This is a genomic window from Thermoanaerobacter wiegelii Rt8.B1, assembly GCF_000147695.2.
Taxonomy (GTDB): domain Bacteria; phylum Bacillota; class Thermoanaerobacteria; order Thermoanaerobacterales; family Thermoanaerobacteraceae; genus Thermoanaerobacter; species Thermoanaerobacter ethanolicus.
The window spans coordinates 2,034,887-2,047,321 of record NC_015958.1 but is presented as its reverse complement, the minus strand read 5'-3'; the positions used below and the strand labels follow the sequence as shown (position 1 = coordinate 2,047,321).

Annotated in this window: 10 protein-coding genes and 1 pseudogene; 10 read left to right on the top strand and 1 reads right to left on the bottom strand. The window is 32.8% G+C overall.

Annotated elements, in window-relative coordinates:
• Window positions 1-16 precede the first annotated feature (16 nt).
• Window positions 17-942, bottom strand: a pseudogene (locus tag THEWI_RS10050) (Na/Pi cotransporter family protein).
• A 127-nt stretch (window positions 943-1,069) separates the two neighbouring features.
• Between THEWI_RS10050 and THEWI_RS10045 the strand changes: the two are divergent.
• The 10 genes from THEWI_RS10045 to THEWI_RS10005 all read left to right on the top strand — a co-directional run bounded on the left by THEWI_RS10045 (window position 1,070) and on the right by THEWI_RS10005 (window position 12,378).
• A complete protein-coding gene (locus tag THEWI_RS10045; protein WP_014063332.1) occupies window positions 1,070-3,400 on the top strand; it encodes a sugar phosphate nucleotidyltransferase in 2,331 nt (776 codons plus the stop codon).
• Between the two features lie 449 nt (window positions 3,401-3,849).
• The gene (locus tag THEWI_RS15650) at window positions 3,850-3,927 is read left to right on the top strand and encodes a potassium-transporting ATPase subunit F (RefSeq protein WP_082413696.1); all 78 of its coding nucleotides are present in this window, start codon (window positions 3,850-3,852) and stop codon (window positions 3,925-3,927) included.
• A gap of 13 nt (window positions 3,928-3,940) precedes the next feature.
• Window positions 3,941-5,626 (top strand): potassium-transporting ATPase subunit KdpA, encoded by a 1,686-nt coding sequence (kdpA, locus tag THEWI_RS10040; RefSeq protein ID WP_014063331.1) that lies wholly within the window; start codon window positions 3,941-3,943, stop codon window positions 5,624-5,626.
• A 15-nt stretch (window positions 5,627-5,641) separates the two neighbouring features.
• On the top strand, window positions 5,642-7,681 hold the full coding sequence (gene kdpB, locus THEWI_RS10035; RefSeq protein WP_014063330.1) for a potassium-transporting ATPase subunit KdpB: 2,040 nt from the start codon (window positions 5,642-5,644) through the stop codon (window positions 7,679-7,681).
• Window positions 7,682-7,696: 15 nt separating this feature from the next.
• Entirely contained in the window at window positions 7,697-8,275 is a 579-nt protein-coding gene (kdpC, locus tag THEWI_RS10030; protein WP_004400565.1) for a potassium-transporting ATPase subunit KdpC, read from the top strand.
• Between the two features lie 6 nt (window positions 8,276-8,281).
• A complete protein-coding gene (gene kdpDN / locus THEWI_RS10025) occupies window positions 8,282-9,409 on the top strand; it encodes a KdpD-like non-kinase potassium sensor (RefSeq protein WP_208854395.1) in 1,128 nt (375 codons plus the stop codon).
• Window positions 9,410-9,482: 73 nt separating this feature from the next.
• Complete coding sequence (locus tag THEWI_RS10020) at window positions 9,483-9,761, top strand: hypothetical protein (protein WP_014063328.1); 279 nt, start codon at window positions 9,483-9,485, stop codon at window positions 9,759-9,761.
• On the top strand, window positions 9,758-10,318 hold the full coding sequence (gene cas4 / locus THEWI_RS10015; RefSeq protein WP_014063327.1) for a CRISPR-associated protein Cas4: 561 nt from the start codon (window positions 9,758-9,760) through the stop codon (window positions 10,316-10,318). Before THEWI_RS10020 ends, cas4 begins: the two co-directional genes overlap by 4 nt.
• Before the next feature lie 71 nt (window positions 10,319-10,389).
• Complete coding sequence (gene pdaA, locus THEWI_RS10010; RefSeq protein WP_014063326.1) at window positions 10,390-11,274, top strand: delta-lactam-biosynthetic de-N-acetylase; 885 nt, start codon at window positions 10,390-10,392, stop codon at window positions 11,272-11,274.
• Between the two features lie 69 nt (window positions 11,275-11,343).
• Window positions 11,344-12,378, top strand: coding sequence for a lysylphosphatidylglycerol synthase transmembrane domain-containing protein (locus tag THEWI_RS10005; RefSeq protein WP_014063325.1), 1,035 nt, complete (start codon window positions 11,344-11,346; stop codon window positions 12,376-12,378).
• The last annotated feature ends 57 nt before the right edge of the window (window positions 12,379-12,435 follow it).

The following is a 12,435-nucleotide window of genomic DNA, read 5'->3' as shown; positions in this document are numbered from 1 at the left end:
CTATTAATTGAATTTTTTATTTATTTACTAATTTATCTATTAAAACAAAAAGTTGCTTAAGAAAAGGAATTATCAAAAGTGCAGAAAAAAGATTAAAAAATGTGTGCGCGTTTGCCACCTGTCTTAAAGGATTGTGGGGGGAGATGAGTTTCAAAAACTCTGCAAAAAAATTTGTAAAAGGCAAAAAGAGTATAGTGCCCCCTATATTAAGAAAAATGTTAAAAAGAGCTATTTTTTTCCCTCTTTGTTAGTGGCAAAGCTCAGTATGATAGCCTCTGAGCAAGTTCCAATATTTAAACCATATATTATTGGCAGTGCTTGAGATAAGGTTATTAGTTGAGAGGACACCAAAACTTGTAGAGTTGCTATACCTACATTACTTGACTGGAGGATTAACGCTGTGATTATTCCAGCAAGAATTCCCCAGAAAGGATTTGAAAGATTAGCACTAATAAGCTCAAAGTTAGAATTTTTTTTAAGAGGCATTGTAGCGAGTTCCATTATCTTAAGACCATAAAATACTAATCCAAATCCTAAGAGTACATTTCCTATAAATTTTAATTTAGTATTGCAATTTTGGAAATATAGTACAGAACCTATAAAAACTAAATAAGGGGCTATTTTAAACAGATTAAATGCGTAAAGCTGCACGGCAATAGTAGTTCCAATATTGGAACCTATAATTATACCTGCTGCGCTTTTAAGAGTTAAAAGCTCTGCTCCTGCCATTGTTACTGCGATTACAGTTACCATGCTACTGCTTTGAATAATTAAGGTTATAAAAAAACCTATTATTATTGATTTTAATAAATTGCTTGCAAAATTGTTAATAATTTGAGAAATTTTTTGGTGTGAGAAGACCTTTAATCCCCTTGTTAAAGTAAAAATTCCCCAAATAAATACTCCTATTCCTGCCGCGAAATATATTAAAGAGATTATCATTTTTACTCCCCCGCAAAGTCCTTTCCTATTTCAATTTTATGTTGCTAATGTCTTAAAATGAATAATTTTTCATTAAATAAAAAACACTAAGAATTAGGGGTTAATAATATTTTTTAGAGGTGGTTGGATGAAAGGGATAATCATGGCGGGTGGAGAAGGAAGTAGGCTAAGACCTTTAACAGCCGATATACCTAAACCTATGGTACCTGTTGTAAATAAACCTGCGATAAAGCACATAGTGGAACACTTACACAAATATGGAATCAAAGATTTAGCTGTTACGCTTTTTTACTTACCTCAAAAGATTAAAAAATATTTAGAAGAAGAATATGGGAATGAGATAAAATTTTATATAGAGGATAAACCGTTAGGTACTGCTGGAAGTGTCAAAAATGCTAGAGACTTTCTAAATGATACTTTTATTGTTATGAGCGGAGATGTAATTACTGATGTTAATATAAAAGAAGCTTATGAGTTTCACAGAAAGAAAGGGGCAAAAGTTACTCTCATTTTGACACGAGTAGATGTGCCGTTGGAATATGGTGTTGTGATTGTGGATGAGGAAGGCAAAATAAAAAAATTTTTAGAAAAGCCTTCTTGGGGAGAAGTATTTAGCGATACAGTAAATACGGGTATATACATAATAGAACCAGAAATATTGGAGTTTATACCTCAAGATAAGCCTTTTGATTTTAGTAAAGATTTATTTCCTATGTTGTTGAGAAATGATATTCCAATGTACGGTTATATTACAGGAGGATATTGGTGTGATATAGGAAATACCAATCAATACATCACTAGTCATTTTGATATTTTAGAAGGAAGAGTAGATTTAGGATATAAAGATAAGTTACTTAAAAAGGGAAAGGTAATAGGTAAAAATGTTACAATTTCTCCTGAAGCTAAAATCATCCCTCCTGTGATTATAGGAGACAATGCAATAATTGAAGCTAACGCTGTTGTAGGACCTAACGTAATAATTGGTAAAAATAACTATATAAAGAAAGGGAGCAGTTTAAAAAATGCTGTATTGTGGGATGAAATAATTGTAGATAAAAATTGTGAATTAAGGGGTTGTGTAGTTTGCAATAGAGTGAGAATCGGCAATAATGTCCGAATTTTTGAAAACAGTGTTATAGGGGAGAGCTGTAAAATAAAATCCTTTGCTGAAATAAAGCCAGAGGTAAAAATATGGCCCTATAAAATAATAGATGAGGGCTCTGTGATCACAAAAGATGTAGTGTGGGGGAATGGAAGGAAGCCTTTGACTTTTGGGTATAGGGGGATTAAAGGAGTTTTTAATGAGGATATTACTCCTCAAATTGCAGTTGAAATTGGAGAAGTTTTTGGAAATATAGTGAATAGCAGTGTGTTGGTAGGACACGATGGGGATATTGTATCTCAATTTATAAGCGATTTAATAAGTTTTGGGCTTGTATCTGGTGGTTGTGAGGTCTTAAAAGCCAATAATACTCTTTTACCCACTTTAAGATATGGAATTAAGAAAAATAAGTGTGGAGGAGGAATCTATGTAGAGGAAGAAGAAGGAAATTTAAGGATTTTGTTTCTCGATAAAGAAGGGTGTGATATCGATAGAAACTTAGAAAAGAAAATAGAGAACAAATTGAGGGTATATGATATTGAACGAGTTGATGGGAAAAATTTAAAATCTATAAGAGAAATTGATATAAACAACGATTATCTTAACTTTCTTTTTGAAAAAAGGACTGCATATAAAAGTTTTAAAATTAAACCTTACAATGAAAAAACAAAACTGCTATTAGAAGCCATAGGTAAAAATGAGTTTTTTATAGCAGAGGAGTCTTATGATGTAGGGGTACTTTTTTATAAAAATGGAGAAAAAGTTAAACTCTACGACGAAAAGGGAAGAGAATTTGATGAAGATGAACTTGAGTTTATAAGAATGTTAATTGCTAAAGAGCAAGGGGTTAAAAAATTTGTACTTCCTTTTGATAGTTCCAAATATTTGACAGAATTTGCGAAGGAATTTGCAATTGAGACTGTAAGCAGCAAAATTTCTCATAAAGATAGAATGAAAACAATAGTGTCGAAGGAAGGTATAGAAAAAGACCTACAGATTAATTTAGATTTTGACGGCTTTAGTTTTTTACTAGACCTTTTAGAATACTTACAACATACCTCTCAAAAACTTTCCTCTATAAAAGATAGTTTCCCTTTAAGATATAGAATATCCAAAAGTATAAAATGCGATTGGAGAGATAAAGGGAAAATAATAAGAATGCTTTTTGAAAAGGCTGATGAAGGGGCAGAATTTTTAGATGGTTTAAAGTTTAATAAAGAAGATTCATGGGTGTTAGTAGTACCGGATTATGAATTACCTGCTTGTAATATTTATATAGAAGCTCCTACAAAAGAGAGAGCTGAAGAGTTATTTTCAATGTATGAAAAAGAAATTAAAAGTATTATACAAAAATAAAATTTCTTTTTACGCTTTTATAAAAACAATTGGAAAGTGATGTAAAGTGATAGATTACATAGTATACAATAGTTGTAACGCTTTACATCCTATTTTTTTGCGCAAAAAAGGATTTAAAGGCATAAAAGCCTTTTTGATGTTTATTGAGTTGAATAATATAATATATATGGTACAATGAATAGTAAATAAATTAACAAAAATGATGGAAGACATGGCAATATGTAAAAGTGTTGTCATGTAGTCCGCCTCATAAAGAAAGAGTGCGGGCTTTTTATGTTTAAATTTAATATTTTTATAAAAAATCGATAATAATAATTAGAGGTGAAGGAGAATATGGATTTTATAATTCTATTAGGATTTGTAACATTGTACTATGTTGTAAAAGGAATAGTTAAATGGTGTTGTGATTTGGTAGAAGCTAATTCTTATGAAGTAGGGGTGTATTAAAGGTGGCCTTATTGTATGTGGTTTTTTTTCTTTTACTCCTTTATTTGTTTTATGCTTTAATACATCCGGAAGAATTTTAAGGGAGGAAAGTGCATGTATTCGAATATAGAACTTTTTACTATGATATTGGTTATAGTTCTTTTAACTAAACCAGTTGGGACTTATATGTACAAAATATTTGAGTATAAGCCTATGAAATTAGACAAAGTTTTTTTACCTGTTGAGAATTTTATATATAAACTTTCAGGGATCAATGCAGAAGAAGAAATGAGCTGGAAAAAATATGCATTGTCCTTTTTGCTTGTTAATACGGTAATGATGATAATTGGGTATATTATATTGCGAATACAAGGATTTTTGCCTTTAAATCCTACTGGAGTTAAAAACATGGAGTCTTCTCTTGCTTTTAACACGGCAATAAGCTTTACGACAAATACAAACCTTCAACACTATGCTGGGGAAAATGGCGTAACTTTTTTAAGCCAAATGATCGTAATAGTATTTTTGATGTTTACTTCTGCGGCTTCAGGGTTAGTAACTGCAGCAGCTATAATGAGAGGACTTAGCAGAAAAACAGATGGATTGGGAAATTTTTATGCAGATTTTGTAAGAGTAGTAGTAAGGCTTCTGCTTCCTATCTCTGCAATTGTCACTCTTATATTAGTATGGCAAGGAGTTCCTCAAACTTTTGCTGGGAAAGTAGTTGTGGATACATTAGAAGGTGGTAAGCAAACTATTATAACAGGTCCCGTAGCTGTATTAGAGTCAATTAAACACTTAGGAACAAATGGCGGTGGATTTTTTGAGGCGAATTCTTCTCACCCCTTTGAAAATCCTACTTGGCTTACCAATATGATTGAGATGCTTCTTATGATGCTTTTACCTGCATCTTTAATTTACACTTATGGGTTAATGATAAACAATAAAAAACACGCTTTGGTATTATACATTTCCTTGTTTGTGATTTTTATTCTTTTGGCTGTTGGAACAGTTTATGCGGAAAGTCATCCAAGAGTGGCTTATTCGAAATTACATATTGATGGTACGCCTTATGGAAATTATGAAGGAAAAGAAGTTCGCTTTGGAGTCTCACAATCTCCACTATTTGCGACTGTGACTACTGCTTTTACAACAGGTTCTGTTGACAGCATGCACGATTCTTATACACCTTTAGGAGGAGCAGTGCCGCTTATCCTCATGATGTTAAATACCATTTTTGGAGGAGATGGAGCAGGACTTCAGAATATAATAATGTATACAATATTGACGGTATTTTTGACAGGGCTTATGGTAGGAAGAACTCCAGAATATTTAGGAAGAAAAATTGAAACTAAAGAGATAAAACTTATAGCCCTTGCAATATTGGTTCACCCTTTTTTGATACTTTTTTCATCTGCTTTGACAGTGATGCTAAAAGTGGGAGCTTCTTCTGTAACGAATCCACTGTACCATGGACTTACACAAGTTTTGTATGAGTTTTCTTCTGCGGCGGCAAATAATGGTTCTGAGTTTGCAGGATTTATAGGAAATACCGTGTTTATGAATATAATGACAGGTTTGGTTATGTTCTTTGGGAGATATATAACCATTATTCTTATGTTAGCTGTTGCAGGTTCTATGGCGGAGAAAATTCCTGTACCGCCATCACCAGGTACTTTTAGAACAGACAATGCTTTATTTGGGGCAATTTTTATAGCGATTGTTGTAATTGTAGGAGCTCTTACTTTCTTTCCAGCGATAATATTAGGACCTATTTCTGAGTTTTTGAGCATGACGTAATGGAGGTAACGCTTTATGAAAAGAAAAAAAGAAATAAAAACGATGAGTAGAGAAATTGTATTAGGTGCTATCAAAAACTCTTTTTTGAAACTTAATCCTCTTAAAATGTATAAAAACCCTGTGATGTTTGTGGTAGAGGTAGGTATGTTTATTACACTGTTGGCCACAATATTTCCTACTTATTTTGGAAGTACTTACGACGAGGTGGGATATAACGCTTTAATCACTTTTATATTGTTTGTAACAGTGCTTTTTGCTAATTTTGCAGAAGCACTGGCAGAAGGAAGAGGGAAAGCTCAAGCAGATACCCTTAAAAAGACAAAAAAAGAGACTATGGCAAAACTCATTAAAAGTGATGGAAGTATAAAAATGGTTAAATCCTCTGAGCTTAAAAAAGGGGATATAGTGCTTTGTGAGGCAGGAGATATAATTCCGGCTGATGGAGAAATAATAGAAGGACTTGCTGCAATTGATGAGTCTGCAATAACAGGTGAATCTGCACCAGTTATAAAAGAAGCGGGTGGTGATTTTAGCTCAGTTACTGGTGGGACAAAAGTAATAAGCGATAGCATTAAAGTCCAAGTTACTGTTGACGAAGGGGAATCTTTTTTAGACAAAATGATAAAAATGGTAGAAGGAGCCAAAAGGCAGAAATCTCCTAATGAAATTGCTTTGACTACTGTTTTAGTGAGTTTGACAATAATTTTTATAATTGTTGTTATGACCCTATACCCAATGGCTAAATTTGTCCATGTAAGAATAAGTGCTACTACATTGATTGCTTTGTTAGTTTGCTTAATACCAACTACAATTGGAGGCCTTCTTTCTGCGATAGGTATTGCAGGTATGGATAGAGTTACACGCTTTAATGTAATTGCTATGTCTGGAAAAGCAGTAGAAGCTGCAGGGGATATCGACACAATGCTTTTGGATAAAACAGGCACAATCACTTTTGGAAATAGATTAGCAGCTGATTTTATACCAGTTGGCGGCCATAAAAAAGAAGAAGTTACATATTATGCCCTTGTATCCTCTTTAAAAGATTTAACTCCCGAAGGAAGGTCAATAGTAGACTTAGCTAAGAAAATGGGCGTAAAGGTACCGGAAGATATTTTAGATGGAGCGGAAGTTATAGAATTTACTGCAGAAACAAGGATGAGCGGATTAAATTTAAAAGATGGGACCATTGTGAGAAAAGGGTCTTATGATAAAGTTAAAGAATATGTAAAATCACAAGGAGGAAGCATACCCGAAGATTTAGAAAAGGAAGTTGAAAAAATTGCTTTGTTAGGTGGCACTCCTCTTATCGTAGTAAAAGACAAGGAAGTATTAGGGATAATATACCTTAAAGATACTATAAAACCTGGGATGAAAGAGCGTTTTAAACAGCTTAGAGCGATGGGAATTAAGACTATCATGGTGACGGGGGATAATCCTTTAACTGCGAAAACAATAGCAGAAGAGGCTGGTGTTGACGAATTTATTGCAGAAAGTAAACCAGAGGATAAGATAAATGTGATTAAAAGAGAACAGGCGGCAGGAAGGCTTGTTGCCATGACAGGAGATGGAACAAATGATGCACCAGCACTTGCCCAAGCAGATGTAGGACTTGCAATGAATAGCGGTACAATGGCTGCTAAAGAAGCTGCAAACATGGTGGACCTTGATTCTGACCCTACAAAGATTATTGAAGTAGTAGCAATTGGTAAGCAGCTTCTCATGACGAGAGGAGCGTTGACTACTTTTAGTATTGCCAATGACGTTGCTAAATACTTTGCGATACTTCCCGCCATTATGTCTGATACTTTGCCATCAATAAAGGTATTGGATATAATGAAACTTTCCTCACCGACTAATGCAATATTATCAGCTTTAATATTTAACGCCATTATAATACCTATTTTGATTCCTATTGCTATGAGAGGAGTAAAATATAGGCCAATGAGTGCTAATGCGTTATTGGTGAGGAATTTACTGATTTACGGACTGGGAGGATTGATTGCTCCTTTTGTGGGGATAAAACTTATTGACTTAATAATATCTTCTATCTTTTAATTTGGAGGATTTGCTATGAGCGAAGTTAAGAAAGCAATTAAATTTACACTTGTCTTGATGATATTGCTAGGGCTTATATATCCTTTTATTATGACAGCAATTGCAAATTTAATATTTCCTTATCAGGCAAAAGGTAGTATAATTAAAGTAGATGGCAAGGCAGTAGGATCCGAGCTCATTGGACAAAAATTCACTGATTCTAAGTGGTTTATGGGAAGACCTTCCGCAGTGGATTACAATGCAGAGTCTTCAGGTGGTACTAATTACGCTTTATCTAATCCTAAATTTAAAGAAGAAGTGGAAAGAAATATTGAGGAGTTTTTAAAGAAAAACCCTGGAGTAAAAAGAAGTGACATACCTGCAGATATAGTTACTTCTTCTGCATCAGGATTAGATCCTCATATTTCTCCGCAAGCCGCATATTTACAAGTTGAAAGAGTAGCTAAAGCAAACAATTTGCCAGAAAAAGTTGTAAAAAAACTTGTGGATGAAAATATTGAAGGCAGATTTTTAGGCCTTTTTGGAGAACCACGGGTAAATGTGCTTAAATTAAATTTAAGCTTATTAGAAGAAATTAAGAAAAATAAAAAGTGAGGCTTTATGATGGCGAAGAAGTCCCCTGATTATTTTTTGAGAGAAATAGAAAGAGCTAATAAGGGAAGGTTGAAGATTTATCTTGGTGCTGCTCCTGGTGTCGGCAAGACCTATCACATGTTGCAAGATGCCAATGAAATGAAGGCAAGAGGTATAGATGTGGTAATAGGCTTTGTAGAAACCTATGGGAGAAAAGACACTGAGGAGCAGATAGGGGACCTTGAAATTATTCCACCAAAGGAAATAAATTACAAAGGTGCAATTCTTAAGGAAATGGATTTGGAGGCTATTTTAAAGAGAAAACCCCAGGTTGTGGTGGTAGACGAATTAGCCCATACAAATGCTCCTGGTTCAAAAAATGAAAAGAGATATCAAGATGTTTTGGAGCTTATAGATAACGGCATAAGTGTGATGACTGCTGTCAACATACAACATTTTGAAAGTCTTAATGATTATATAAACCGCATGACTAATGTAAAGGTGAGGGAAACTATTCCTGATAAACTTTTAGAAATATGTGATGAAGTAGAAGTAGTTGATGTTTCGCCGGAGACTTTGATAGAGAGGCTTAAAAATGGAAAGATTTATAGTCCCGATAAGATTGAAACTGCTCTTAACAATTTTTTTAGAATTGGCAATCTTTCCGCGTTAAGGGAACTTACATTGAGGGAAGTAGCAAATGAGGTTGACGATAGGCTTTTGGAATATAAAAATAGAAAAAACGTTATAGGATTAAAAGGAGCACAAGAAAAGATATTGGTTTGTGTAAATTTGAGATTTAATGCAGAGTATCTGATACGAAGAGGTTATAGGTTAGCTAAAATGCTTAAAGCAGACCTCTTTGTTTTGCATGTTTACAATGATGATGACTTAAGAGACCATAAAAAACTCAAAAAATTAGATGAAATCACAATGCTGTGCAACAAATTAGAAGCAAAGTTTTACATGGTCAAATCAAATGACCCTGCTAAGGCTATAATAAAATTTGCTGAAGAAAATGCAATTACTCAAATTGTAGTAGGACAGTCTGTGAGAAGAAGAATTGATGAAATAATAAGGGGTTCTATTGTTAGAAGAATAATGAAAGGTACTAAATTTATAGATGTTCTTGTTGTAGCCGATCCACGGGGGTAAAAATGGGTTTTACCCCGTTTTTTTATATGGTATAATAAGTCTGTAAAAATATTGTTTTTAAAGGTGTTATATTATGAAAAAAGAGGATAAGTATATATCTGCCACAGAGATAAATCAATTTCTTTATTGCCCCTATCAGTGGTATTATATAAAAAAATATGGAATAGAGTATATCAATAGTTTGAGAGATCCAAAAGAGCAAGATTTGCAATTTAGTAACTTTAAGAAAGGGATAGAATATCATGAAAAATATTACAAGGATATTGTAAAATTGCGATATAAAAAATATGCGATTATTTTTGGAATTATAGCTATTTTATTAATAATTGCGATTATGAGGGTTTTAAAATGATTCTCAATATAATTTTTTTATTTTTTACTATATATTTGCTTATTCAATCAGTTATCGAACAGAGGTCTTTTTATAAAAAAATGAGAAGAAGCATAGGATTTCGAGGAGGTAAAATAATATACATAGATAAGCCACAAGAGGTAAAGGAAAAAGGAGTAGTATATGGAAAATTATTAAAATCACATAAATATGGCTTATCTGGAAAACCGGATTATATTTACCGATTAGGAGAAGAATTGATACCAATAGAACTAAAGAGCAGTGAAGCAGAGGATTCACCTTATTATAAAGATGTTATGCAGTTAGTTGCATATTTTTTGATAATAGAAGATGTATACCAAAAAAGAGTAAAAAGAGGGCGAATAGTTTATAGGAATACTATGTTTGAGGTTTATAATAGGCGACACTTAAGAAAAGAACTTTTTAATATATTAAAGCAAATGGAAAAAATGCAAGAAGGAGATTATTCTCCTGAAGTAAATTCTTCTTTTGCCTTGTGTAGATTCTGCCTTTGTAGAGATACTGTATGTGAAATATACAAAAATACTTCCAAATAAAAACAGAATATTATGTTTATATAGAGAAAAAATAAAAACGGAATATAGAAAAATTGAAATGAGGTATGACCATGGTAAGAAAAGTATTCTATATCTTAATGGGAATTTTGTTGTGTTTTTCGATTACCTCTTGTGGAATAGCAAAAAAATACATTACAAGGGCAGAAGAACAAAAAATGCAAAATGAAGCTTTACAAAAGCCTTTGGAAAAACCTAAAGAAAAAATATCTAATACGGCCAACGATGCTGTTTATACCAATACAGAAAATCTGGATAACACTTTGTATAGCTGGGGACTAAGGGTGTTGCCAAATCATCAAACTCCAGAAATTACCCCTTTGGCAATGGAGCTTATAAAAAAATACGATGCGATTTTTGTAGGAGATACGACAAAAAAGGTAGTTTATTTGACTTTTGACGAAGGATATGAAAATGGTTATACACCTAAAATATTAGATATACTCAAAGAAAACAATGTAAAAGCTGCTTTTTTTGTAACTGGGCCCTATGTAAAAGAACAGGCTGATTTAGTTAAAAGGATGGTGGAGGAAGGGCATATAGTTGGGAATCACACAGTGAATCATCCAAGCTTACCTACCTTATCTGATGAAAAAGTAAAAGAGGAAATAACTAAGTTAGGAGATATGTTTGAAGAGCTGACAGGGAAAAAGATGAAGTATTTTAGACCGCCAAAAGGTGAGTATAGTGAGAGAACCTTGTATCTTACAAAATCGTTAGGTTATAGAACAGTTTTTTGGAGTTTAGCGATGGCTGATTGGCAGCCACTTCCTGGAGGACCAGAGGAAAGCTATAATACTGTTATGAAAAGGCTTCACCCGGGAGCTGTCATACTTTTACATGCTGTTTCAAAAGACAATGCTTTAGCTCTTGATCGAATAATTAAAAGTATTAAAGCCGAGGGATATGAATTTAAAACCCTAGATGATATACCATGAAAAATGTAAAATAAAGCCTTTGTGATGTAGGTTTTTCTACATCGTAAAGGCAAAATTGGGGGAATTATTTTGGGGACAATTCTTGAGAAGAAAAATTTATATATGATGGCTTTTGCATTACTTTTAAGCATTGGTTCAATTTTAGTCTTGTTAAAAATTACAGGCGTTAAAGAAATTGAAATGGCTTTTCACATACCCCTTTTTTATCTTGGGGCGATTTTTGGCTTGATAATATTGAGCTTGATAGTGGATACTTTGCGAATAAGGGATTTATTGAGAGAATTAGGAGAAAACTTGCCTTTTGATTATCTTTTTAAATTTAACCTTGCGACTTTTTTTATAAGCTACATAACACCTTTTGGCTCAGGAGCTTTACCTCTCATTGTATATTTACTTAGTAAAAAAGGAGTTTCACCAAATAAAAGCTTAATGATTTTTACTGCCAAGCTTCTGTTCTCAGGGATTTTTTTTGGGACTGTGCCTCCTATATTACTTATTTTTTTTAGAAATCAATTAGAATTAGGAACTGTTCTTTCTTATTTTGCAGTGTTAGTAAGTATATTTTTGATGTTTTTGTTATTTATATTAATTTATATCATATTAAAACCCCGCTTTGTCATTGAGATTGTTAATAAAATAAGCAATATCTCGTTTTTTAAAAAGCCTAAACTGGAAAAGTATTTTGAAAAAATAAAAGAAGAAATCATACTTTATCATAAAAATTTTAATGACCTTTTTATAGGGCCTTCCAGTTATAAGCTGTTTTTTTCTCAATTATTTTATGCAGTAGCTTATTGGTTGCTTTTTTACAGCATTGCTCCAGTTTTATTATTAGCTATGAATGTACCTTTTAATTTGTTAGCAGTAATTGGAAGACAACTCATATTTTATGACATTTTGGCGTATAGTTTTATTCCAAGTGGTTCTGGTGTAGTAGAAATAGGTTTTGCAACAATTTTTTCAAATATACTTCCTCCCAGTAAATTAGGAATTTTTGTGGGCATGTGGAGGTTTTTTACTTATTATGTTTACTTGGGAATTTCGGCTATAGGATTTTTTATGGCAATAAAAAATCAAGATGCAAAGAGAATGTTAATTAAATAACAGTTTGGTACTAATTATCATACAGGAATAATAACCTTTGATATTTTGTATCAAAGG

Coding starts and splice junctions, on each gene's coding strand:
- THEWI_RS10045 (WP_014063332.1), top strand. CDS start 1,070: ATGAAAGGGATAATCATGGCGGGTGGAGAAGGAAGTAGGCTAAGACCT.
- kdpA (WP_014063331.1), top strand. CDS start 3,941: ATGTATTCGAATATAGAACTTTTTACTATGATATTGGTTATAGTTCTT.
- kdpB (WP_014063330.1), top strand. CDS start 5,642: ATGAAAAGAAAAAAAGAAATAAAAACGATGAGTAGAGAAATTGTATTA.
- kdpC (WP_004400565.1), top strand. CDS start 7,697: ATGAGCGAAGTTAAGAAAGCAATTAAATTTACACTTGTCTTGATGATA.
- kdpDN (WP_208854395.1), top strand. CDS start 8,282: ATGATGGCGAAGAAGTCCCCTGATTATTTTTTGAGAGAAATAGAAAGA.
- THEWI_RS10020 (WP_014063328.1), top strand. CDS start 9,483: ATGAAAAAAGAGGATAAGTATATATCTGCCACAGAGATAAATCAATTT.
- cas4 (WP_014063327.1), top strand. CDS start 9,758: ATGATTCTCAATATAATTTTTTTATTTTTTACTATATATTTGCTTATT.
- pdaA (WP_014063326.1), top strand. CDS start 10,390: ATGGTAAGAAAAGTATTCTATATCTTAATGGGAATTTTGTTGTGTTTT.